Raw genomic sequence first — 21,466 nt, 5'->3', positions numbered from 1 at the left:
CGCCGTATCGCGCTTGCCGATACCGCCGACCGGGCGTATGCCTTTGCCATGCAATGGAACGACGAGGCCATCGTGCTGGGCGTACGCCGCCACGGCGAGACATCCGTCATCGCGGAGGTGATGACGCGCAGCCATGGCCGGCATCTCGGCGTCGTCCGTTCGGGCCGCTCGCGCGCGATGCAGCCGGTGCTGCAGCCTGGAAATTCGGTGGACGTCACCTGGCGGGCCCGCCTGGACGAGCATCTCGGCGAGTTCCGCATCGAGCCGCTGCAGCTTCGCGCCGGCCGGCTCATGGAAGCGGCGATTGCCGTATATGGCGTGCAGGCGATGGCGGCGCTGCTGCGCTTCCTGCCCGAGCGCGATCCCCATCCTCACCTGTTCGAGATGCTCGCCGTCGTGCTCGAACATCTGCACGAGCCGGCCGATGCGGGCGAACTGGTCGTGCGCTTCGAACTCGCCGTGCTGGAAGATCTCGGCTATGGCCTCGATCTGGCGCGGTGCGCGGCGACCGGCGATACGGTCGATCTCGTCTTCGTCTCGCCGAAGTCCGGTCGCGCCGTCTGCCGCAGCGCCGGAATGCCCTGGGCCGATCGCATGCTGGCCTTGCCGGGTTTCCTCAGTGAAGAGACCGGTGCCGCCGCCGACGCACAGGCGCTCGCGGAGGGCTTTCGTCTCACCGCCTATTTCCTCAACCGGCATGTCTGCGAGCCGCGCGGACTGCAATTGTCCACCGCGCGGGAAGGCTTCGTACAGGCGACGCTGAAGGCGCTTGCAGCACGTCCTGCGGAGTTCGCTTCATGAATGTGGAAATTTACCCGGGCCTGACCGTTGCCGGCGTCGGCACGCTTCCGCTCGACGTTGTGGCCCGGGACGGCGGGCTGAAGGTGATGCAGTCCATGCTCGCCGGCGAACTTCCGGCACCGCCCATGGCGCAGACGCTTCGTTTCTCGCTGGTCGAGGTCGAAGAGGGCAGGGTGCTTTTCAAGGGTTTGCCAACGCGCGAGCACCTCAATCCGCTCGGGGCCGTTCACGGCGGCTGGACCGCGACGGTGATGGATTCGGCGCTGGGCTGCGCCGTCTTTTCGACCGTGGCGCCGGGCGAGGCCTACACGACGATCGAGTTCAAGGTGAACCTTGTCCGCCCGCTTCTTCCCGGCATGGGCGAGGTCTTTTGCGAGGGCCGCCTCGTCCATCGCGGCCGCACCATCGCGACGTCGGAGGCATGGCTGCGCAATAAAAACGGCAAGCTGCTCGCCCATGGCACCGAGACCTGCGCCATCTTCCCGATCTCAAATCTGTCGCAGTAGCCGGCCTCATGCCGGATTTGCCGGGCCGGTTTCCTTAAAGGGACACACAGGTTAGGATTGTGGGCTGTACTGCCGCTTCATGGCGGGCGGGCGGACAATGCGCGGGGCAACCCGCGAAGCGGAGACGAAATGGCGGAAATCCTGGCTCTGGTCGCCCTCATCCTGGCTATCACCGCGATGAATCGGAGTCGTAAGAACGCGGCGAAACTCACTGAGGAGATTCGCAAACTTCGTGACGAACTGAACCTCGTGAGAGCCGAAGGCGTCATTCCGGCCCTGCCGATCGCGACCGGCGCGGACGCTCCCCCGGCCGTATCTGCCGACGCTGCGGCAGCGGACGGGGAGGCGCCTTTTGCCAGCCCCTGGTTGCAGGCGCGGGAGGGGGCGCAGGGTCCGGGCGAGCGCGCGGAAGGAGAAGTGACGGAAGGCGTCGCACAGGCGATCGGGGCCTCCGCGCCGATGACCGCTGCCGCCGCCGGCGGCCAAACTCCCGTTCGCGAGAGCCTCGAAAGCCGGATCGGCGCGCGCTGGGCCGTGTGGGTCGGCGGGCTGGCGCTGGCGCTCGGCGGCATCTTCATGGTGAAGTATGCGATCGAGAGCGGCGTCCTCAGCCCGGCCGTCCGCCTCTGGCTGGCAGCACTGTTCGGGCTTGCACTCGTCGGCGCCGGCGAGATCATCCGCCGCCGGGGGCAGCCGGCTGCGGCACAGCCCTTCCAGAACGCCATGATCCCCGGCGTGCTCACCGCTGCCGGCGCCGTGACCCTGTTCGGCGCCACCTATGTCGCCCACGGCTTCTATGGCTTCATCAGCGCGCCCGTGACGTTCGTGCTCCTTGCGGCCATCGCGGTCGCGACCATCGGCCTGTCGCTGCTGCACGGCCAGGCGCTCGCCGGCCTCGGCCTTCTCGCCTCCATGGTGACGCCGCTGCTGGTCTCGACGGACGAACCCGATCCAAGGCGCCTCTTCGCCTATCTCACCATTGCCTGGCTTGCCACCCTGGCGGCCTCGCGTTTCCGCCGCTGGCAGGCGGTGCCGGCGCTGGCCAATGCCGGGCTTGGGCTCTGGGGCCTGCTCTATCTGGCGGCGGCCGACAGCGTGCAGGTGCTGCCGCTGACGCTCGCCCTGATCGTCATGCTGGCCGGCGTCGCCGTGATCTGGCCGGGCAGCCAGCCGCCGGAGGAGGCGATGCCTGCCGCAAGCGCGGATGCCACTGCCGATGGCACGGGACAGCCGTCCGAGGCGGAGATCGTCACCGCGGCGACAGGGGAGGCGTCCCCTGTGACGGTCGCGTCCGATGGTGCAGCCATGCCGGAATCCATTCGAGCTGCGGGGCGCTGGCAGGGTATCCTCGCGCCTGCCTTCGTGTCCGTTTCGCTCAGTGCCGCGATCGCAGCCGCCCTGCCGGCGGTCGTGCTTGCCTTTCTCCATCCGCTGCCAGCTTCCGCTGCAGCGGCGTTTGCTGCACTCGCCCTTGCGGTTGCCGCTCTCGGCGCTTTCCGAGCCTGGGCGCTTTATCCCGCCGTGCTGGCTCATCTTTGCGCACTTGCAGGGGCCATGGTCCTTGCCGGTCTCTCCGGCCCGCTGGCAATCGAAACGTTGATGTCCCTGCCGGCGCAGCCATCCTTCGACAGTGCCGCACCGGTTTCCCCCGCAGCTTCCCCGCCTGCCAATCTCCTGCTCCTGCTGTCCGCCGGACTGGCGCTCGCCGGCGCTGCGGGAATACGCCTCTGGCGGCGCCGGGCGCCAGCGCATGCGGCGCTCTGCAGCCTGCTCATGGCGGCTTCCCGGTGGCGATCACGGCCGTCAGCTTCGCCGCCTTCGGCAATCTCTCGCTCGACGTTAGGCACGGGCTGTTTGCGCTTGCCGCAGGGCTTTTCTTCCTTGCCGGTGCCGAGGTCTTCTCGCGCGGAATAAGGGAGACAAGGGGCAGTGTGGTGGAGCTGCCGCAATGGGCGCTGGTCTCTGGCGGCTTCGCCTTTCTCGTGCTGGCGCTCTTCGCGCTGACCGACGGCCTAGCCACGACGCTGCTTGTGGCCCTTCTCGGTTTTGCGATGGTGCTCGCGACCCGCCTGCGCCCCTGGCCGGTGCTGCCGTGGACCATGGTCGGCGCAGCACTTGTCGTGGCGGTCCGCATAGGTTGGGAGCCAACCATCGTCGGTGCGGTCAATCTGTCGAAGACGCCTGTCTTCAACCAGCTGCTGCCCGGATATGGCGGGCCGGCGCTGCTGCTGGCCCTTTCGGCGTATCTGCTGCGCGCGTGGCCGGGCGAGCGGGTGCGCAATCTCCTGCAGGCGCTCGCCTGCCTTTTCGTGCTCCTGGCCGTCGCCATCCTCGTACGCCATGCGATGAATGGCGGGGTGCTCGACAGCGCTGCGCCGACGCTGGGCGAACAGGCGATCTACACCCTTCTCGCCGCCGGTGCGTCGGCGGTGCTGATGACGCTCGACCTGAGATCCCCCAGTCCTGTGTTTCTCTACGGTTCGATGACGATCGGTGTGCTGTCGATGCTGTCGATGCTGTCGGCGCACTTCTTCGCGCTCAACCCCTATTTCACGGGGGAACTGACCGGGCGCTGGCCGCTCTTTAACCTGCTGCTGGTCGGCTACCTGCTGCCCGGCCTCGCCTTTGCCGGGCTTGCCTGGTATGCGCGCGGTCGGCGTCCGGCGGCCTATGTGACGCTGCTCGCGCTGACCGGGGCGGCACTGGTCTTCGCCTGGATTTCGCTTTCGGTCCGGCGCTACTGGCACGGCGAAGGCATTGCCGACTGGAAAGGCTTCCTGCAGGGCGAGACGTACACCTATTCCGTGGTCTGGCTTCTGACGGGCGTGGCGCTACTGGCGCTCGGCTCGCGCTTCGATGCCAGAAGCCTGCGCCTTGCCTCGGCGGCACTGGTGTTCGTCGCCGTGATCAAGGCGTTTCTGGTTGACATGTCCAATCTGGAAGGCATCCTTCGCGCCTTGTCCTTCATCGGTCTCGGCGCGGTGCTGATCGGCATCGGCCTTTTCTATCAGAAAATCCTCTCCGGCCGTGGCGCGGCACCGGCCGGCCGTGCCCCCTTGCCCGTCGCGCCGGGCGACAATGCAGGTGAGCCAAAGAGGATGCTGAACGCTGAGTAGCTCCCGATCGCGCCAGTGGCCGGCCGCAACATGTGTGGAAACGCCCCGTTCCAGTCCGCCGCTAATTCGGCTAAGGAGGTGGGCATACTCCCATTTGTCCGGATGCAACCCGGAAAGGTTCCCCCATGATCGCCACGAAAGACGACGCTCCCGACATGACGGTCGCGGGCCTCAACATCCATCCCCTGAAGAGCGGCCGCGCGATCCCCATGACGGAGGTCGCGGTCGGACTCGACGGGTTTGCTGACGACCGGCGCTTCATGCTGACGGATCCTGCCGGACGCTTCATCACCCAGCGCGAACTGCAGGCCCTCGCACAGGTGGAGGCCCATCCGCTCGACGGAACGATCCGGCTTCAGATGAACGGCCGCTCGGTTGTGCCCACCTTCGATCCGTCCCGCCGCGCCGCGGTCACGGTCTGGGACAGTAGCGTCGATGCAGCGGTCGCGGACGAAACCACAAACGGCGTGCTCTCCGAATGGCTTGGCCGCGAGGTGCAACTGGTGCATATGGACCTGCAGGCGAGCCGCCTGGAGGGCGAGGCATGGGCCGGCCGACCGGTTCCGGTCGGTTTCACCGACGGTTTCCCCGTGCTGATCACCACGACGGGGTCGCTCGCCGACCTGAACCGCACGCTCGTGGGCAAGGGGCAGGAGCCGGTCGGCATGGATCGCTTCCGCACCAACATCCTTGTCGCGCACGACGGCGCCTGGGACGAGGACCTCTGGGAAGCCGTGGAGATCGGCGGCATCGTCTTCGATCTCGTCAAGCCGTGTTCGCGCTGCATCATGACGACGCAGGACCAGGCGACCGGCGAGCGCATCGGCGGCAATCCGATCCAGGGGCTGGCCGAAAAACGCATGTCTGCCGATCGTCGCGTCGCCGGCGTCCTGTTCGGCTGGAATGCGGTGCCGCGCACGGCTGGCCGGCTGCGGCTCGGCGACGCGGTCACGGTGCGTGGCGAACGTGCCGAGCGCTGGCCGATGAAGGTGAGGGGCTGAGCCTCGCCAGGCCGGCGGCCGCCTTGGAAACATCAGAGTCGTTGATCGGTTGCTCAATAGATTTCACTTTTTCGTATGGATGGGCGCCGTTACCTTGCGGCTCATCACAGGACGGATGGAGCCGCGGATGTCTGCCACTACCTCGACCGATGCCAGCGTCGTACGCCGCGATCACATGCCGTGGCTCATCATCGCCGCCGGATCGATCGTCGCCATGCTGACCTTCGGCCCGCGCTCGGCGATGGGCTTTTTCCAGTTGCCGATGCTGCAGGACACCGGCTGGGACCGCACGACGTTCGGCCTGGCAATGGCGGTGCAGAACCTCTGCTGGGGGCTGGGCCAGCCCGTTTTCGGCGCCGTAGCGGACAAATACGGCACCTGGCGCGTGCTTGCCCTGTCCGGCATTCTCTACGCTGTGGGCCTGTTTTTGATGTCGCTTGGCGGCTCGGCGGCAACGCTGCATATCGGCGGCGGCGTTCTGATCGGCTTGGCCGTCGGCTCCGGCTCCTTTGGCATCGTGCTGTCGGCATTCGCCCGCCATGTCACCCCGCAGCAGCGCTCGATGGCCTTCGGCATCGGCACAGCGGCCGGTTCGGCCGGCATGTTCCTGTTTGCGCCGCTGAGCCAGGGGCTGATCTCCGCGCTCGGCTGGTCGGACAGCCTCGTCGTTCTCGGCGCCCTGATGCTGCTCGTGCCGCTGTTCGCCATACCCCTGCGCGGCAATTCGTCGAGCGGTCGCGGCAACGAGGCGGCGTTTCAGCAGACCGCGGCGCAGGCGCTGACCGAGGCGTTCGGTCATCGCAGCTATCTGCTGCTCGTCGCCGGCTTCTTCGTCTGCGGCTATCAGGTGGCCTTCATCACCGCGCATTTCCCCGCCTATATCGGCGACATCGGCATCGATGCGCGCTACGCGGTGATTGCGCTTGCCCTGATCGGCTTTTTTAACATCATCGGCTCGCTCGCCTCCGGCATGATCAGTCAGCACTATTCCAAGCCCTATTTCCTCGCGCTGATCTATTTCGCTCGCTCGGTGGCGGTCACGGCCTTCCTGGTCCTGCCGCAATCACCGACGTCGGTGATCGTCTTCGCCATCGTCATGGGGCTGTTGTGGCTCTCGACCGTGCCGCCCACGAACGCTCTGGTGGCGATCATGTTCGGAACGCGCCACCTCGGCCTGCTCGGCGGCATCGTTTTCCTGTCGCACCAGGTCGGCTCGTTCCTGGGCGTGTGGATGGGCGGCTATCTCTACGACCACTTCGGGACCTACGATCCGGTGTGGTGGTTCGGTGTCGCGCTGGGCTTGGTGGCCGCGATCGTCCACATGCCTATCCGCGAACAGTCGGTGAGCCGTCCCGTAATGGCCTGAGTTATTCTGCGATTGCCGGCTGCCCGTCTTTTGTGCGGGCAGCGCCTTGCAAACCGTCACAAAACTTTCTAAATCAAACGCCGCCGGCCACGCCGGTTTTATTTGGCTCCAGTTATGCTCAAAGTGAGCAAAAATGGAGGCCGCCCTGCGCGGCAGAGGAGGAGTGGTGATGACCCAGCTTGCTACCCGGCAGGTCGATGCGATGGAGGCTCCGCAAACGGCGGCAGCGCGCTTCGGCGTCGTCGAGATGCCCGATCTGACCTTCACGCCGGAGGTCGCGCGCGCGACCGAACATCTCTATCAGCGGGTCAGCAAGTTCATTCCGGCGATCGAGTGGCCGGTCTACGCCCCTTACGTGCATGCCATCAATCGACTGAAGAGAGAGCGCGGGGCGGTGATCCTCGCCCACAACTACCAGACGCCGGAGATATTCCATTGCGTGGCCGACATCGTCGGCGACAGCCTGCAGCTTGCCCGTGATGCGACCAGGGTCGATGCGGAGATCATCGTCCAGTGCGGCGTGCACTTCATGGCCGAGACGTCGAAGCTGCTCAATCCGGAAAAGACCGTGTTGATCCCGGATGCGAAGGCTGGCTGCTCGCTCTCCGAATCGATAACGGGAGCCGACGTGCGGCTCCTGAAGCAGCGCTATCCCGGCGTGCCTGTCGTCACCTATGTCAACACGTCCGCCGACGTGAAGGCGGAGACCGACATCTGCTGCACCTCCTCCAACGTGCTTTCGGTCGTCGAAAGCCTGGAGAGCGATACCGTTCTCTGCATCCCCGACGAATATCTGGCGATGAACGTCGCCCGGCAGACGAACAAGAGGATCCTTACGTGGAAGGGCCATTGCGAGGTGCACGAGCGGTTCACAGCAGCCGAACTGCTCGCCTACAAGGAGGCCGATCCGACAATCGAGATCATCGGCCACCCCGAGTGCCATCCCGACGTGATCGCGGTGTGCGATTTCTCCGGATCGACCGCGGGTATGATCAACTACGTCAAGGACAACCGTCCCTCCCGCGTGCTGCTCGTCACCGAATGCTCGATGGCATCGAACATTCAGGCGGAAGTGGAAGGCGTCGACTTCATCAAGCCGTGCAACCTCTGTCCGCACATGAAGCGCATCACGCTGCCGAAGATCCTCGACAGCCTTGTGTTCATGACGGAGGAGGTACTGGTCGATCCGGCAATCGCCGACCGCGCCCGCCTTGCCGTCGAGCGGATGGTGAACTTGAAGCAGTAGCGCGGGGCGCGCGTCGTCCCGGCACACAGTTTGGAGAGAGGCCGCGCGACAGACCATTCCCGCGTCATCCCGATCGCCATGGCCCCTCATTGGCTCCTATGGTCCTTCATCCCCTGCCGGGACCTTCTCGCCGCAGGCCGGGAGAAGGAGGGAGGCGGCGAGCCCATCGCTCCTCGCCCCGCTTGCGGGGAGAGGAGCCGGCAGGCAGGTGAGGGGGCGGATCGGATCTGTTCGGCTCGCAGCGCTTTGGAGGAGTAGGCCATGCCCATGGAAAGTTTCCGTCCGCAATCCTGGAACGCCATCGATGACATCGTCATCGTCGGCGGCGGGCTTGCCGGTCTCTTCTGCGCGTTGAAGCTCAGCCCGCGCCCGGTGACGATCCTGGCGGCGGCTCCGATCGGCCATGGCGCCTCCTCGGCCTGGGCGCAGGGCGGCATCGCCGCTGCGATGAGCCCCGGCGACACGTTCGACAAGCACGTGGCCGACACCCTCGAAGCCGGGGCCGGCATCGTCGACGGGAAGATGGCGCGCTCCATGGTTTCGGAGGCGCCGGCCCGTATTCACGACCTGCTGGATTACGGCGTTCCCTTCGATCGCGATCTCGAAGGCAAGCTGCTGCTCTCGCGCGAGGCCGCGCATTCGGAGCGTCGCATCGTGCGGGTCCGGGGCGACATGGCCGGCAAGGCCATCATGGAAGCGCTGATCGCCGCCGTCCGCAAAACGCCCTCGATCCGGGTGCTGGAGGGCTACGTTGTCGAGGAACTGGTGCGCGAAGGCCGCTTCATCTCCGGCGTCGTCGCCCGTCCCGATGCGGGCCAGTCGACGAAGCGGGTGCATTTTCCGGCCCGCGCCGTCGTGCTGTGCTCCGGCGGCGTCGGACATCTCTATGCCGTGACCACCAATCCCTGGGAGGCCTGCGGGCAGGGCGTCGGCATGGCAGCGCGCGCCGGCGCGATCATTGCCGATCCGGAGTTCGTCCAGTTCCACCCGACCGCGATCAATATCGGCCGCGATCCGGCGCCGCTCGCCACCGAAGCGCTGCGGGGCGACGGCGCCCATCTGGTGAACGCTGCGGGACGGCGGTTCATGCCGGACATCCATCCCGACGGCGAACTGGCGCCCCGCGACATCGTCTCGCGCGGTGTCTTCGCCGAAGTCCAGGCCGGCCGTGGCGCCTTTCTCGATTGCACCAAGGCAGTCGGCAGGCATTTCCCGGATATGTTCCCGACCGTCTACGCGTCCTGCATGCAGGCGGGCATCGATCCCGTGACGCAGCCGATCCCCGTGGTGCCGGCGGTGCACTATCACATGGGCGGCGTGCTGACGGATGCGGAGGGGCGCACCTCCATCGACGGCCTGTGGGCGGCCGGCGAGGTCACGTCCACCGGCGTCCATGGCGCGAACCGGCTGGCCTCGAACTCGCTGCTGGAGGCTGTCGTCTTTGCCGCCCGCATTGCCGACAACATCAAGGGCATGCTGCCGGAACCGAAACAGGTCGACTGGGGCAAGGACGCCGGCGAAAGCGACGATCCGGTGACGCTCGAGGATAGCCCGGCGCTGACGAAGCTGCGCGGGCTGATGAGCGATCACGTCGGCGTCATCCGCAGCCGCGACGGCCTGAAGGAGGCTGTTCGCATGATTGCCGAGCTGGAGCGCGCCAACAGCCGCATGCGCTTCCACAACATCGCAACGACGGCCAAGCTGATCGCTGTCGGCGCCTATCTGCGCGAGGAAAGCCGCGGCGGCCATTTCCGCGCCGACTTTCCCGAACAGCGCAAGGTCTGGCAGCACCGCACCTACATGACGCTCGCCGATGCCGATCGCGTGGTGTCCGAACTGGCGGAAGCCGCAACGGCGTAGAGCGCGCAGGCACAAAAGGAAACAACGTCGATGACCAAGGGCAATCTCCCCGTTCTCTCGCCGCTCCTGATCGAGGATCAGGTGCGTGCCGCGCTTTCCGAGGATCTCGGGCGCGCCGGCGACATCACCAGCCAGGCGACGATAGCTCCGGAGATGACCGCAAGGGCCGAGCTGAACGTGCGCGAGAGCGGTGTCGTCTGCGGCATGGATCTCGCCGCCGCCGCCTTCCGGCTGATGGACCCGGCGATCGTGTTTACGGCCTTCGTCGGCGACGGGGACCGCGTCGAGGCCAATACGGTTCTGGCAAGGGTGTCGGGGCCGGCGCGCGCGCTGCTGTCGGCCGAACGCGTCGCCCTGAACTTCCTGATGCACCTTTCCGGCGTTGCCAGCTACACAGCGGCCTTCGCGGACGCGATCGCGGGGACCGGCGCGAAGGTCTGCTGCACCCGCAAGACGCTTCCTGGCCTCCGGGCGCTTGAAAAATATGCCGTGCGCATGGGCGGCGGGTCGTCGCACCGTTTCGGCCTCGATGACGCGATCCTGATCAAGGACAACCACATTGCCGTCTCCGCCGGCGTGGCCGGTGCCATACACGCCGCGCGTGCCTTCGCCGGCCATCTCGTCAAGGTAGAGGTCGAGGTATCGACGCTGGAGGAGCTGGAGGAGGCGCTGGAAGCCGCCCCCGACGTGATCCTGCTCGACAACATGGGACCGGAGCTGCTGCGCCGCGCCGTCGAGATCAGCCGCGATTGCGCCGGCCTTTCGGACGCGGACTACCCGACCGATCCGCGCCGGGTGAAGCTGGAGGCCTCTGGCAACGTCAGCATCAAGACGATCCGGGCGATCGCTGAAACGGGCGTCGACTATATCTCCACGTCGAAGATCACCATGGCCGCGCCCACCCTCGATATCGGGCTTGATATCGCCGTCGGATAAGGCTGGCCGCCAGTCTTTTCGCGGGTTTCCGGAACACGCGACGGCCGGGAGAGTTCACGTCCCGACACCATTTTGGATGGAAGGACGTTCGATGATCTGCAAATTCTGGCTTTCCTTGCCGGTCGTGGCACTTTTTGCAACGGTCGCCACCGCTCAGGACAGCAACACGGCGCAGGCCGATTTCCTCGGGCTCGGCGGCAGCGAAACCGGCCGGGCGACGATGACAGAGGGCGCCGGCGGGGTGCTGTTCGAGATCGAGATCTCCGGCCTGCCGCCGCGCAAATGGGTGGCGCTGCACATTCACGAAACAGGGGCCTGCGACCCGACCTCGTCGCACGAATCCGCCGGCGGCCATTTCAACCCGGACGACAAGGAGCACGGCTTCCTCGCCGCCAACGGTCCGCATGCCGGCGACATGCCGAACCAGTATGTCGGCGACGACGGCGTGATGCGCGCCCAGGTCTTCAACACGGCCGTCACGCTGAACGACGGCGAGAACGGCATTCGCGGCCGCGCGATCGTCATCCATGCCGGATCGGACGACAACCGCACTTCGCCTGCCGGCGGTGCCGGCGACCGTCTGGCCTGCGCCGTGATCAGATAGATTGCCCCTTGAGCGCCAGCCTTGCAGCAGGCACGTTGGCGAAGTCCGCTGTCGTGCCTTCTGATTGGAGGATATGCCGCCTGCAGTCTGATTTCGGAACCGGGTTGCGACAGGGATCACCGCTTTGAGTTGAAATCTGACCGCCCGGTCAATCGCTTTCTTGAGTGCTTACAGCAAGGCAACCCATGTCTTCTACCGCGGCGCCGGCCTCGATCGGGTTCGACTTTTTCTATGCGAAGCTATGTGCGCGCGGACGTGGACGGCGACGGCAAGTCCGATTTCTCCATCCATCTCGACGGGGCGCTGTCCGTCGTGAAGGCCGACTTCATCCTGTGAGGCGATGCCCGACTTGAAAGTCGCGCCCCCGCCACTCATATCGCTGACGATGCGCCGTGATCAGTTTTGCGGTGATGGTGACCGCCGCCCTGCGCGCCCGGCCTGGCGCGCCGGCTCGAGGTCCGGCGAGCCGTTCAGCGCCCGCCGACCTTGAGGCCGGGGGCGGGCCGCTCCTCGAGAATCTGTCTGCGGAAGCGGAACAGGGCGGCGGGGCGTCCCCCGGTAGCGGCGGTCGCGCCGCCCGTGGGTTCGACCAGTTCGGCCCCCTCGACCAGGCGGCGAAAATTCTGCTTGTGCAGATGCCGGCCGGAAATCGCCTCTACCGTCGCCTGCAGTTCCGTCAGCGTGAACTCCGCCGGCATGAGCTCGAAGATCACCGGCCGGTACTTCAGCTTTCCCCGCAGCCGCGCGACCGCCGTGGCGAGAATGCGGCGGTGGTCGTGGCGCATGGCAAGGCCGACCGCAGGCTTGCCGGCGACGGCCCATCCGTCGGTCACCGCTTCGCCCGCAAGGCCCGCTTCATAAAGCAACTCGTAGCGCTCCAGCACGCGTTCCTCGTCCCAGGGAAAGTCGTCGAGGCCGAAGGCAAGGCGCAGTCGCGTCCTGCGGCCGGGGAGTGACTTGCTGTCGCCGCCGGGCGCTTCCGCCCATTCGCTGAGCGTGGGTATGATCGTCTGGTCCAGCAGCGCCGGACGTCCGCTTCGCCAGTCCTCCCAGGGCAGGAAGGCGTACCAGTCGCGCCAGCGCGCGCCGACCGCCTCCAGCCGTTCCGTCGCCTCCGCATCCATGCGCGTCAGTCCGAGATAGCCGACGGAAACCATGTGCGTGGCAGCCTCGTTCGGGGCCTTCTGCCGCCCGCGGTCGCCGAAGGTGTAGAGCTGTTCGATATAGCCGAGCTTCAGCGCCGTCTGCGCCTCCACGCTGGCGCGCAGGCTCGTTTCGAACGTGCGGTGCCGCGTCGGATCGAACGGGCCGAAGGGCAGGGCGTCGCGCGCGCCCTCTCTGCCGCCGACCGCCAGAATGGCCGGCCCGCGGTTGTAGATCGCCACCACCACCGCATTCAGGCCGATTTCGACGGGCGGCGATGGCGCGGGTACGATCATGGGTTTGTCCGCTCCGGAGCACGCGGCGAAGCTGGCGTGATGCTGAAGGAGAAGGGCTGGTCGCCCGCATAGTCCGCGCCGCGACCGATCCTCTCGACGGCCCGCACCAGCCTTCCGTCGCGCGAAAGCAGGTGATCGCCGATCGCCACGATCCGGCTGTTGGGCGTCGCCTGTCGCGAAGCCTGCCGCAAGCGAAGCGCCAGTTCGTCATCCTCCTGGTCCGGCTCCACGGCAAGGGCTGCGATCAGTGCTGCGGCCGGCGAGCGCGAGACCCCCATCATGCAATGCACCAGAAGGGGTGCTGCGCGATCCCACGCGCGGGCAAAGGCAATCACCGCCTCCACATGCGCCTCCTGCGGGGCGACCAGCGCGCCCGTACCGGCAAAGGCGATGTCGTTGACGCCGAGAAGAAGGTGGCGGGCAGGATTGATCACGGCAGGGCGGTGAAAATCCTGCTTCGGCGCCACCAGGCTGATCATCTCCCGGCAGCGGTTGCGCACGGCCATCTCGGCGATCCGCGACAGCGGCGCGACGACGATCGAGGTCATGCCCGCCGCTCCCGTGCACCGGCCCGTTCGGCTTCCAGCGCCTCGAAGCGCGCGGCAAAGAGCCGCTGCGCCTCGACCGCCGGCACCGGAGCGATCATCAGCATTTCGACGGTGACGCCGCGCGGCTCGCCGAAGAACTTTGCTGCCTCCGCGCGGGAAAAGCCGGCAAGTTCCGTGGCTTCGAAGAAGGCAGCGATGCGATCGGCCTTCTTGATCTTGTCCTTCAGCGACCGCGGCGTTTCCGCCGGCAGGCCGAAGCGCAGTTGCACCGCCGCCTCGAGCCGCTTCTCCACAGTCTTGTAGCCACCGCCGACGACCGCCTTGAAGGGAGAGATCATGTCGCCGATCACGTATTCCGGCGCGTCGTGCAGCAGTGCCATCAGGCACTCCTCCGGCCCGCAACGGTTTAGCTGCCGGAAGATGGTTTCGACGATCAGGGAATGCTGGGCGACGGAGAAGGCATGATCGCCCGAGGTCTGTCCGTTCCAGCGCGCGACGCGGGCGAGCCCATGCGCGATGTCGGACAGTTCGACGTCGAGTGGTGAAGGATTGAGCAGATCGAGCCTGCGGCCGGAAAGCATCCGCTGCCAGGCCCGAGGCTCGGTCCTCGGCCGTGCCGTGCCGCTCATTGCGCCGGCGCCTCGGCGCTGTCTTGCGCAAAGGCGAGCCCGGTCCATTCCGGCAGGCGAACGCTTATCGCGACGTCGCCGGCAAGGATTGCCGCACCCGCGCGCAGGGCGTCGGCGGCGCGGTCGATGCGGATGATAGCAAGGCCGTCGCGGCCGGAGACGGTGCCGAGCGTGCCGATCGGCTTGCCTTCGGCGCTGATCGGAGTGCCCGCCGGCGGCAGCGCCGTATCGGCCTGCACGATTACCGGCCGACGCCTTGCCGTGCTGCGGTGCTGCATCCGCGATACGACTTCCTGGCCGACATAGCACCCCTTGCGGAACGACAGCCCGCCGGAGAGATCGAGCAGAACATCATGCGGAAATGCGTCGGATAGCGGGTAGTCCGAGCCCGATTCGACGATGCCGGAGGCGATTCGCAACGCGTCGTAGGCAGCGACCGTCTCCTCGCCGCCATCGCCGAGCCTGCGCAGCACCCGCACGCCGGCCGCTGCGAAACGACCGTCGACGAGGCCTTCGCCGCCCTCATTCCAGCTTACGGTCGTGTGCGTCTCGTCCAGCGCCTCGATGGTGACGGCGGCGCGCAGCTTGTACATGGTCAGCCGCTTGACGAGCGAATCGCGCTGTTCCTGCGTCGTCTCCAGCACGAAGCCGCCGGCAGGGGAGCGGCTGACCAGGAAGTCGAAAAGGATCTTGCCCTGTGGGGTCAAGAGCGCGCCTGCGCGCGCCTCGCCTGCCGGCAGGGAGGGCAGGTCGGTGGTGATGAGTCCTTGCAGCAATTCTTCTGCATCGGCGCCGGCGATGGCGATATAGGCGCGTCCGGTGAGCGTGACGGCAGGCATGGTCATGTCCAATGGTCAGGCGGCGCAGGGATTGCGCCGGGGGCTGTCTTTGGAAACAGAGGTAGAACGCCGGACCCGGCTGTGCAAGTCCCGCGGGGCGCCTGCCGGCGACCGGAGGAAGCGGGATGATGGAAATCAGTCGCCCGCGACGAAGAACTTCCACTGGCCATCAGGCGAAATGCCGGCCCTATAGAAATTGTAGCCGCCAAATTCCTGCATGTCGGCGAAATCGCCTGCAGTCACGATGCGCAGCAGTTCCACCTTTTCCGGCGGTGAGAGCGTGTCCAGCGATTTCTCGACGAAGTATGGCCAGACATAGGTCTCGTTGGGCGTGCCGGCATCGACGCGCACGAACCCGGTCGCCAGCACGTCGAGCAGGATGGCGAGGATCTCGATCCCTTCCGAATCGCCCGACAGTCCGCGCAACGTGGTCACCGGATCGCTGTCGCCGTCCACCACCGAGACCTGGGTCTGCGTCGGTCCCTTGCCGAGGAGCGGGCGCAGCCGTTCGATATCGCCCGATGCTGCTGCCTCGACGATCAGTTCGCGCATGCGCCGGACCGGCTCTGGCACCTTCTCGATGTCGTAAATGACCTCGACCGGCGTTTCAGGCTGCGTTGCCTGCTTCTCTTCGGGAGGTTCTGCCGTGTCCGTCGTTGTCGCATCGCGCCTTATCAGCGGATCCGGCATGGGCAACTGAAGCGGTTCGCTCTGTTCTGCTTCCGGTTCGGCCTCGGCCGGCGGCTGGTCGGACGCTGGCTGCTCCGACTGCTGTTGCTGTGGCGGTTGGCCGGGAATCTGCTGCAACTCGCTGAGTGCGAACGCATTTGTACCGAAGGCGCCGGCTACCGCCAGGGAAAGCGAGACGGCGAACACGCTGCCGCGAAGCAGCCTGATGCGGTCGGACAAGCTGGGCATTTCCTGGTCTTTCCGCTTTATTGAAGCGTCCGTTCCGGGGAAAACTCTCCGGCGAGCATGCGCTCGCGCAGGGACGTCAGCATGGCATCGGCGCCGTCTTCGCCCAGGAGGCGAATCGTTTCGCGCATGGCGAGCGCGATCGCAGCGTCGGCGATGATCTCCGGCTCGATGCCATCGGCCATGCCGTCAGCCCAGGCCTCGTTCTGGTATTCCAGCGCGGCCTGCATCTTCTCGTGTACGATCATCTCGTCGATATCGTTGAGGCTTGGTTCCATCATGTGATCCATGCGAGGCATCTACTCTTTACCAGACTGTTAACAAGCTTAGCAGCCTTTTATCAAAACGACACGGGTGCGGCAGAAAAGAGGTTAATTATCCTCTAATTTCCGAATCGCGCGGTAATTTCTGTCGCAAGTGTTGCACCTTCGATACGGTAGCGTTCTTCTGCGACAACTGCCTGATCCGTGCAAGAGGAATAGACCGAGGCAAACGAGCGATATCCCCGGTTGAATGCCGCCGTCAGGCGTTCTTTCCGAAAAGCTTCGCTTCCGGCCTCCATCGAAATCAGGTCCTCCATCGCCTTGCGCCAGTTGTCCTCGCCATCCTTGAGGCACAGGTTGCGCAGGTAGTGGACCGCTCCGAGGATTTCCGACAGCCGCTCCAGCCGCCCGTCATAGAGGGCGGGCTTGTTCTCGGCAGGTGGCGCCGCGGTTGTCGTTGCGGGGGCTGCCGGTGCGGCCGTTTGCGCAGCGGCCGGGGAGGCGGCCGCGAAAGTGACCATGAAAGCAAGGCGGGCGATAGGCAGCATGCGCGTCACCTCAAGCCGCTGACGTGGCGCGGTGGCAGCATGTCGCTCCGGCCGCGATCGGCTTCGAGCCGGCGGATGCAGTCACGCACGCTCTCTGGTGCCGGCAGGCTGTCGATTTCGGCTGCGGTAAACCAGCCGAGGTCCGCCGCATCGTCGGCGGCGACTGCGATCGCCTTGCGATCGGCCTCGACCCGGAAGACGGACAGGAAGTAGTGGCTGCCGGTCGACCTGCTGTCGAGGTCGTAGGTGGCGTAGAGCCTCGGATGACGGGCGAGGATGCCGGTTTCCTCGGCAAATTCGCGCAGCGCCGTCTCTTCGGGCGTCTCGCCCGGCTCCGCCCGCCCGCCCGGAAACGCATACATGTCGGCTGCAGGCGGATTTCGCCTCAGCACCAGCAGGTAGCGCCCGTCGCGTTCGAGAATGGCAGAGGAGGCAGCTTGGGCTGTCATCGGCAGTTCCGATTCTTCATCGGCTCTTTATAGGTGTTCGGCGCGGATTGATCCATAGATCCTCCGGCAAGCCGAAGCCGTGCGTTGAAAACGCAAGCTTGGCCGTCTATCTCGAATGATGCGTGTGCCGGCTTTCATGACGAGGCACCTATGACTTGGAGGCGGCCATCATGTGCGGACGATTTGCTTTGACGGAGCCTTCCGCGCGGCTGAAGGAGTTTCTTGACGTCGTCGAGGTGGAGGAGTTTCCGCCGCGCTACAATATCGCGCCGACCCAGCCGATCCTGATCGTGGTGGCGGGGGAGCGGCAGCAGGCGGGCAGCAACCTGCCGGAACGCAAGGCCATGCTGGTGCGGTGGGGCTTTACGCCGTCCTGGGTCAAGGATCCGCGCGAATTTCCTCTTCTGATCAATGCCCGTGCCGAAACCGCGATCGGCAAGGCATCCTTCCGCGCCGCCATGCGCCATCGCCGCATCCTCGTGCCCGCCACCGGCTTTTACGAGTGGCGCAGACCGCCCAAGGGGGCCAAGGAAAAGTCGCAGGCCTACTGGATCCGTCCGCGCAAGGGCAGCCTGGTCGCCTTTGCCGGGCTGATGGAGACCTGGTCTTCCGCCGATGGTTCGGAGGTCGATACCGGCGCCATCCTCACGACGGCCGCCAATGGTGCCATCGGCCGCATTCACGACCGCATGCCCGTCGTCATCAGGCAGGAGGATTTTTCTCGCTGGCTCGACTGCAAGACGCAGGAGCCGCGGGACGTCGCCGATCTGTTTGCGGCCGTCGAGGACGATTTCTTCGAGGCTGTTCCGGTTTCGGACCGCGTCAACAAGGTCGCGAATACGGATCCGGATATCCAGTCGCGTGTAGAGGAAGCGGCCCCGCTTCCGCCGCCGAAAGCAAAACTGGCCGACGATGACGACGGCCAGCTCTCGCTGCTTTAGATTTTCACTGGCTGGAGCGCAAACGCGCCGCTCTTGAGTGGCCGTGTGTGAGGGGCCGCGTGCCGGCACCGGGTAAACCGCGCGGAACCGGTAGCTCCGCGCGGTCTCTCCCTCTCAGGTCCGCCTTCACGCTTCCATGTGCTTGAGGCCTGCTGGCAGTTCGCCCTTGTTCTTGTTGCCCTGCGGTTTGCGCTGGCTCGCTGCGGCAAGCACGGCCTTCAGGCCCAGCGGCCTGTACTGGTCCTCGAGCTTTTCCGTCTTGCGGTCGCGCGGCGAAGTTGAACGCTTCGCACCTTCAGTAAACATTCTTTGCTCCCATTAACATTTCCGTTACGCCTAAGTTGAGCGATGGGTCATCTCGGCGTTGGAATGGTTGTACCCAATAATCTTGGTCAAATTCTGCCGAAAACTCGATTTATCTTTGACTTGCTGCGTTCATGATTTGTTAATGATTGTTAATATGTTTACAATATAGCTCCAAGATGTGCCGGTGGTGCGGCATTTAGTCATGGTTTCAGGCGTTGGGTACACTTGCATCGCGCCGGCGGTCCTTCAGTTGCAGCGCGGCCGCGATGATGGCTTTCAGGCCCAGCGGGCGGTAGCGTTCGACGAGATCGGTGCCGGCGGCCGGCGTCTTTTGCTGAGGCGTCTGCTCGTTCATGGTCTTTCTCCTTGGTCGCTGCTGGCGAACTTGCCGTGTCCTTGTTGTCGCATGGTGCTCATCCGTCCGATGTCACCCCGGAAACAGCGTAGCCCGCCTGAGAATTTCGATTTCGTCATGGCTCTCTCATGCGGAAAAGATGACGAATTGGCGGCGGCGCGAAGGTCGCGCCAGTAAGTACACAGGAGAAAATGATTTTCCCGCGCGCGCGCGCGGCGCGCGCCCCTTGACCGCCGGAGATTCCGGCGCGATAAAGCAGGCCATGAAAACGGTACTCTGCATTATTTGCCGGAGCATTATTCGCTAGCTTCATCGCTGGCTTGGCCGTTTTCGTCTCTTGAAATCCCCAGATGACAAACGGACCGGGCCAGCCGGACGCTTGCCCTTGGGAGAATTTCGATGGCCGACAGACCGGCTCTGACCCTGTACAACACGCTGACGCGGTCGAAGGCGCCGTTCGCGCCGATCGATGCCGAAAATGTGCGCATGTATGTCTGCGGGCCGACCGTGTACGACTTCGCCCATATCGGCAACGCCCGTCCCGTGATCGTCTTCGACGTGCTCTACCGGCTGCTGCGGCATATCTATGGAGAGGCGCAGGTGACCTATGTGCGCAACATCACCGACGTAGACGACAAGATCAACGCGCGTGCGCTGCGCGACTTCGGCAAGGATATCGATGCCGGCACGGTCACGCTGAACGAGGCGATCCGCCGCGTGACGGAGAAGACCGCGAACCAGTTTCATGCGGACGTCGCAGCCCTTGGCACACTGCCGCCGACGCACGAGCCGCGCGCCACCGAGTTCGTGCAGAAACGGCAGGACGGCCGCGCCGACATGATCACGCTGATCGAACGGCTGATCGCGCGCGGCCACGCCTATCAGGCGGGCGGGGAGGTGCTGTTCGACACGTCTTGGGGCGAATACGGCGAACTCTCAAAGCGCAATCTCGACGAGCAGCAGGCCGGCGCCCGCGTCGCCGTCGACAGCCACAAGAAGAACCCGGGCGACTTCGTGCTCTGGAAGCTGTCGTCGCCGGAAGAGCCCGGCTGGGACAGTCCGTGGGGCAGGGGGCGGCCGGGCTGGCACATCGAGTGCTCGGCCATGTCGGCCGCCTATCTCGGCGAGACCTTCGACATCCACGGCGGCGGTCTCGACCTGATCTTCCCGCATCACGAAAACGAGATCGCCCAGTCGCGCTGCGCCCACGGCACGAAGGTGATGGCGAACGTGTGGATGCACAACGGCTTCGTGCAGGTTGAGGGCCGCAAGATGTCGAAGTCGGAGGGCAACTTCGTCACCATTCACGACCTGCTTGCGACCGAGACCTTCGGCGGCCGCAAATGGCCCGGCGAGGTGCTGCGGCTGGCCATGCTGATGACGCACTACCGCGAGCCGATCGACTTCTCGGTCAAGCGGCTTGAGGAGGCGGAGCGGCTGCTGGCCAAGTGGCCCACAGGCGGAAACGGCGAGGGGCCGGTCGACCCGGCTGTGCTGGCGGCGCTGGCCGACGACCTCAACACGGTTGCAGCCGTTCAGGCCCTGCATGCCCTGGCGCAAAGGGCGGCAAACGATCCATCTGCCGCGGCAAGCTTCCACGCGTCCGCCGCGCTGCTCGGCGTCATGCCGAAAAAGACAGAGATTTCAGAGGCCTTGGAGGCGGATATTGAATCGACAATTCAACGTCGCCTCGACCTCCTGAAGGCAAAGAGCTTCGCCGAGGCCGACAGGATCCGCGACGATCTCCTTTCCAGGGGCATCCAGCTCAAGGACGGCAAGGACCCGGCTACGGGTGAACGCGTGACGACCTGGGAGGTGAAGAGGTGACCGGCGCCCTCTACACCGGTGGCTGCCAGTGCGGCGCGGTCAGATTCCGCGTTCGCGGGGTGCTGACGGACAGCTCGATCTGTCATTGCCGCATGTGCCAGAAGGCCTTCGGCGCCTATTATGCGCCGCTGGTGTCCACGCGCGGCGCCGAGCTCTCCTGGACGCGGGGAGAGCCGAAGCGGTTTCGTTCGTCGAATTTCGTGCTGCGCGGCTTTTGCGCCGATTGCGGCACGCCGCTGACCTACGAGGCGCCCGACGGCGTGGCGATCGCAGCCGGCGCCTTCGACGATCCGTCGCTGCTTCCGCCCGTAGTGCAGTTCGGCACCGAGGCGAAGGTGCCCTTCGTCGATGCCCTGCACACTCTGCCGGGACATGCGACGGAGGAGGATGCGCAAGAGGCCCCGTTCGTTCTCGAGATCGTCTCCTATCAGCATCCCGACCACGAAACCGAGACATGGCCGCCGGAGGCGCAACGATGAGCATCGCGCGGATCTATACGGGCGGCTGCCAGTGCGGTGCGGTGCGCTACCGCGCCGAGGGCACGCTCGACGATCCGCACCTGTGCCATTGCCGCATGTGCCAGAAGGCGGCGGGCAACTATTTCCTGCCGCTCGCCAATGCCGCGCGCGCGACATTCCGCGTCACCCGCGGTGCACCCGGCTGGTTCCAGTCCTCAGAGCATGTGCGCCGCGGCTTCTGTCGCGACTGCGGCACGCCGCTTTTCTACGACATGCCCAAGGAGAGCTTCATCAACATCGTGCTCGGCTCGCTCGACGATCCGGAGGACGTGCGCCCGCATGCGCAGTCCGGCGTCGAGTCGCGCATGTTCTGGTTTTCCCAGCTCGCCCGCCTGCCGGAGACGGAGACGGACGCCGCCGGACCGGCCGGGCGCGAGCGCCACATTGCCATCCTGGAATCGAACCGCCAGCATCCGGATTACGACACGGATCACTGGCCACCGGAGGAGTGAC

22 protein-coding genes and 1 pseudogene are annotated in these 21,466 nt (G+C 65.6%); 13 read left to right on the top strand and 10 right to left on the bottom strand.

The features are described 5' to 3' along the window. Positions 1 to 48 precede the first annotated feature (48 nt). From recO to CRO48_RS11260, 9 genes and pseudogenes are all read left to right on the top strand, one after another. Complete coding sequence (gene recO / locus CRO48_RS11300; RefSeq protein WP_097139423.1) at positions 49 to 801, top strand: DNA repair protein RecO; 753 nt, start codon at positions 49 to 51, stop codon at positions 799 to 801. Then, a complete protein-coding gene (locus CRO48_RS11295) occupies positions 798 to 1,307 on the top strand; it encodes a PaaI family thioesterase (protein ID WP_097139216.1) in 510 nt (169 codons plus the stop codon). Before recO ends, CRO48_RS11295 begins: the two co-directional genes overlap by 4 nt. 129 nt (positions 1,308 to 1,436) lie before the next feature. Further along, a pseudogene (locus CRO48_RS33470) lies at positions 1,437 to 4,423 on the top strand (DUF2339 domain-containing protein). A 155-nt stretch (positions 4,424 to 4,578) separates the two neighbouring features. Further along, positions 4,579 to 5,424, top strand: a complete 846-nt coding sequence (locus tag CRO48_RS11285; RefSeq protein WP_097139421.1) for an MOSC domain-containing protein — start codon at positions 4,579 to 4,581, stop codon at positions 5,422 to 5,424. A gap of 127 nt (positions 5,425 to 5,551) precedes the next feature. Then, positions 5,552 to 6,790 carry an MFS transporter gene (locus tag CRO48_RS11280; protein WP_097139213.1) on the top strand — a complete coding sequence of 413 codons (1,239 nt, stop codon included), beginning with the start codon at positions 5,552 to 5,554 and terminating at the stop codon, positions 6,788 to 6,790. Positions 6,791 to 6,959: 169 nt separating this feature from the next. Beyond that, positions 6,960 to 8,036: a quinolinate synthase NadA gene (gene nadA, locus CRO48_RS11275; RefSeq protein WP_097139211.1), complete on the top strand. Its 1,077-nt coding sequence runs from the start codon at positions 6,960 to 6,962 to the stop codon at positions 8,034 to 8,036. 261 nt (positions 8,037 to 8,297) lie between these two features. Next, the gene (locus CRO48_RS11270) at positions 8,298 to 9,896 is read left to right on the top strand and encodes an L-aspartate oxidase (protein WP_097139209.1); all 1,599 of its coding nucleotides are present in this window, start codon (positions 8,298 to 8,300) and stop codon (positions 9,894 to 9,896) included. Positions 9,897 to 9,926: 30 nt separating this feature from the next. Next, a complete protein-coding gene (gene nadC, locus CRO48_RS11265; RefSeq protein ID WP_097139207.1) occupies positions 9,927 to 10,832 on the top strand; it encodes a carboxylating nicotinate-nucleotide diphosphorylase in 906 nt (301 codons plus the stop codon). Positions 10,833 to 10,923: 91 nt separating this feature from the next. Next, positions 10,924 to 11,436 carry a superoxide dismutase family protein gene (locus CRO48_RS11260; RefSeq protein WP_097139419.1) on the top strand — a complete coding sequence of 171 codons (513 nt, stop codon included), beginning with the start codon at positions 10,924 to 10,926 and terminating at the stop codon, positions 11,434 to 11,436. A gap of 470 nt (positions 11,437 to 11,906) precedes the next feature. On the opposite strand, the gene CRO48_RS11255 is transcribed toward CRO48_RS11260, so the two are convergent. The 8 genes from CRO48_RS11255 to CRO48_RS11220 form a co-directional block, all read right to left on the bottom strand. Then, positions 11,907 to 12,875 (bottom strand): NUDIX hydrolase, encoded by a 969-nt coding sequence (locus tag CRO48_RS11255; RefSeq protein ID WP_097139205.1) that lies wholly within the window; start codon positions 12,873 to 12,875, stop codon positions 11,907 to 11,909. Then, complete coding sequence (locus CRO48_RS11250; RefSeq protein WP_097139203.1) at positions 12,872 to 13,423, bottom strand: tyrosine phosphatase family protein; 552 nt, start codon at positions 13,421 to 13,423, stop codon at positions 12,872 to 12,874. Before CRO48_RS11250 ends, CRO48_RS11255 begins: the two co-directional genes overlap by 4 nt. Further along, positions 13,420 to 14,052: a YfbR-like 5'-deoxynucleotidase gene (locus tag CRO48_RS11245; RefSeq protein WP_097139201.1), complete on the bottom strand. Its 633-nt coding sequence runs from the start codon at positions 14,050 to 14,052 to the stop codon at positions 13,420 to 13,422. Before CRO48_RS11245 ends, CRO48_RS11250 begins: the two co-directional genes overlap by 4 nt. Then, a complete protein-coding gene (ygfZ, locus tag CRO48_RS11240) occupies positions 14,049 to 14,891 on the bottom strand; it encodes a CAF17-like 4Fe-4S cluster assembly/insertion protein YgfZ (protein ID WP_097139199.1) in 843 nt (280 codons plus the stop codon). The genes CRO48_RS11245 and ygfZ overlap by 4 nt, the downstream gene beginning before the upstream one ends. A gap of 135 nt (positions 14,892 to 15,026) precedes the next feature. Continuing rightward, the gene (locus tag CRO48_RS11235) at positions 15,027 to 15,809 is read right to left on the bottom strand and encodes a hypothetical protein (protein WP_097139197.1); all 783 of its coding nucleotides are present in this window, start codon (positions 15,807 to 15,809) and stop codon (positions 15,027 to 15,029) included. A gap of 17 nt (positions 15,810 to 15,826) precedes the next feature. Continuing rightward, positions 15,827 to 16,096, bottom strand: coding sequence for a hypothetical protein (locus CRO48_RS11230; RefSeq protein WP_097139194.1), 270 nt, complete (start codon positions 16,094 to 16,096; stop codon positions 15,827 to 15,829). A 92-nt stretch (positions 16,097 to 16,188) separates the two neighbouring features. Further along, entirely contained in the window at positions 16,189 to 16,617 is a 429-nt protein-coding gene (locus tag CRO48_RS11225) for a TIGR02301 family protein (protein ID WP_097139193.1), read from the bottom strand. A gap of 5 nt (positions 16,618 to 16,622) precedes the next feature. Then, a complete protein-coding gene (locus tag CRO48_RS11220; protein WP_097139191.1) occupies positions 16,623 to 17,066 on the bottom strand; it encodes an NUDIX hydrolase in 444 nt (147 codons plus the stop codon). Between the two features lie 170 nt (positions 17,067 to 17,236). Between CRO48_RS11220 and CRO48_RS11215 the strand changes: the two genes are divergently transcribed. Continuing rightward, entirely contained in the window at positions 17,237 to 18,007 is a 771-nt protein-coding gene (locus tag CRO48_RS11215) for an SOS response-associated peptidase (RefSeq protein WP_097139189.1), read from the top strand. 126 nt (positions 18,008 to 18,133) lie between these two features. Here the strand turns inward: CRO48_RS11215 and CRO48_RS11210 are convergent, their stop codons facing one another. Further along, positions 18,134 to 18,313 (bottom strand): hypothetical protein, encoded by a 180-nt coding sequence (locus tag CRO48_RS11210; protein WP_097139187.1) that lies wholly within the window; start codon positions 18,311 to 18,313, stop codon positions 18,134 to 18,136. 208 nt (positions 18,314 to 18,521) lie between these two features. After that, a complete protein-coding gene (locus tag CRO48_RS32160; RefSeq protein ID WP_176526721.1) occupies positions 18,522 to 18,668 on the bottom strand; it encodes a hypothetical protein in 147 nt (48 codons plus the stop codon). A gap of 399 nt (positions 18,669 to 19,067) precedes the next feature. On the opposite strand from CRO48_RS32160, the gene cysS reads away from it, so the two are divergent. Genes cysS through CRO48_RS11195 form a run of 3 tightly spaced genes read left to right on the top strand, consistent with a single transcriptional unit; the run spans position 19,068 to position 21,465 of the window. Further along, on the top strand, positions 19,068 to 20,495 hold the full coding sequence (gene cysS, locus CRO48_RS11205) for a cysteine--tRNA ligase (RefSeq protein WP_097139185.1): 1,428 nt from the start codon (positions 19,068 to 19,070) through the stop codon (positions 20,493 to 20,495). Beyond that, positions 20,492 to 20,974 (top strand): GFA family protein, encoded by a 483-nt coding sequence (locus CRO48_RS11200; RefSeq protein ID WP_097139183.1) that lies wholly within the window; start codon positions 20,492 to 20,494, stop codon positions 20,972 to 20,974. The genes cysS and CRO48_RS11200 overlap by 4 nt, the downstream gene beginning before the upstream one ends. Beyond that, the gene (locus CRO48_RS11195) at positions 20,971 to 21,465 is read left to right on the top strand and encodes a GFA family protein (protein WP_097139418.1); all 495 of its coding nucleotides are present in this window, start codon (positions 20,971 to 20,973) and stop codon (positions 21,463 to 21,465) included. Before CRO48_RS11200 ends, CRO48_RS11195 begins: the two co-directional genes overlap by 4 nt. The last annotated feature ends 1 nt before the right edge of the window (position 21,466 follow it).

Source organism: Rhizobium subbaraonis, assembly GCF_900220975.1.
Taxonomy (GTDB): Bacteria; Pseudomonadota; Alphaproteobacteria; order Rhizobiales; family Rhizobiaceae; genus Mycoplana; species Mycoplana subbaraonis.
Note: the sequence above shows the minus strand (reverse complement) of the source record. Positions and strands in the feature narration are given on the sequence as shown.

Coding starts and splice junctions, on each gene's coding strand:
- recO (WP_097139423.1), top strand. CDS start 49: ATGCAATGGAACGACGAGGCCATCGTGCTGGGCGTACGCCGCCACGGC.
- CRO48_RS11295 (WP_097139216.1), top strand. CDS start 798: ATGAATGTGGAAATTTACCCGGGCCTGACCGTTGCCGGCGTCGGCACG.
- CRO48_RS11285 (WP_097139421.1), top strand. CDS start 4,579: ATGACGGTCGCGGGCCTCAACATCCATCCCCTGAAGAGCGGCCGCGCG.
- CRO48_RS11280 (WP_097139213.1), top strand. CDS start 5,552: ATGTCTGCCACTACCTCGACCGATGCCAGCGTCGTACGCCGCGATCAC.
- nadA (WP_097139211.1), top strand. CDS start 6,960: ATGACCCAGCTTGCTACCCGGCAGGTCGATGCGATGGAGGCTCCGCAA.
- CRO48_RS11270 (WP_097139209.1), top strand. CDS start 8,298: ATGCCCATGGAAAGTTTCCGTCCGCAATCCTGGAACGCCATCGATGAC.
- nadC (WP_097139207.1), top strand. CDS start 9,927: ATGACCAAGGGCAATCTCCCCGTTCTCTCGCCGCTCCTGATCGAGGAT.
- CRO48_RS11260 (WP_097139419.1), top strand. CDS start 10,924: ATGATCTGCAAATTCTGGCTTTCCTTGCCGGTCGTGGCACTTTTTGCA.
- CRO48_RS11255 (WP_097139205.1), bottom strand. CDS start 12,875: ATGATCGTACCCGCGCCATCGCCGCCCGTCGAAATCGGCCTGAATGCG.
- CRO48_RS11250 (WP_097139203.1), bottom strand. CDS start 13,423: ATGACCTCGATCGTCGTCGCGCCGCTGTCGCGGATCGCCGAGATGGCC.
- CRO48_RS11245 (WP_097139201.1), bottom strand. CDS start 14,052: ATGAGCGGCACGGCACGGCCGAGGACCGAGCCTCGGGCCTGGCAGCGG.
- ygfZ (WP_097139199.1), bottom strand. CDS start 14,891: ATGCCTGCCGTCACGCTCACCGGACGCGCCTATATCGCCATCGCCGGC.
- CRO48_RS11235 (WP_097139197.1), bottom strand. CDS start 15,809: ATGCCCAGCTTGTCCGACCGCATCAGGCTGCTTCGCGGCAGCGTGTTC.
- CRO48_RS11230 (WP_097139194.1), bottom strand. CDS start 16,096: ATGGATCACATGATGGAACCAAGCCTCAACGATATCGACGAGATGATC.
- CRO48_RS11225 (WP_097139193.1), bottom strand. CDS start 16,617: ATGCTGCCTATCGCCCGCCTTGCTTTCATGGTCACTTTCGCGGCCGCC.
- CRO48_RS11220 (WP_097139191.1), bottom strand. CDS start 17,066: ATGACAGCCCAAGCTGCCTCCTCTGCCATTCTCGAACGCGACGGGCGC.
- CRO48_RS11215 (WP_097139189.1), top strand. CDS start 17,237: ATGTGCGGACGATTTGCTTTGACGGAGCCTTCCGCGCGGCTGAAGGAG.
- CRO48_RS11210 (WP_097139187.1), bottom strand. CDS start 18,313: ATGTTTACTGAAGGTGCGAAGCGTTCAACTTCGCCGCGCGACCGCAAG.
- CRO48_RS32160 (WP_176526721.1), bottom strand. CDS start 18,668: ATGAACGAGCAGACGCCTCAGCAAAAGACGCCGGCCGCCGGCACCGAT.
- cysS (WP_097139185.1), top strand. CDS start 19,068: ATGGCCGACAGACCGGCTCTGACCCTGTACAACACGCTGACGCGGTCG.
- CRO48_RS11195 (WP_097139418.1), top strand. CDS start 20,971: ATGAGCATCGCGCGGATCTATACGGGCGGCTGCCAGTGCGGTGCGGTG.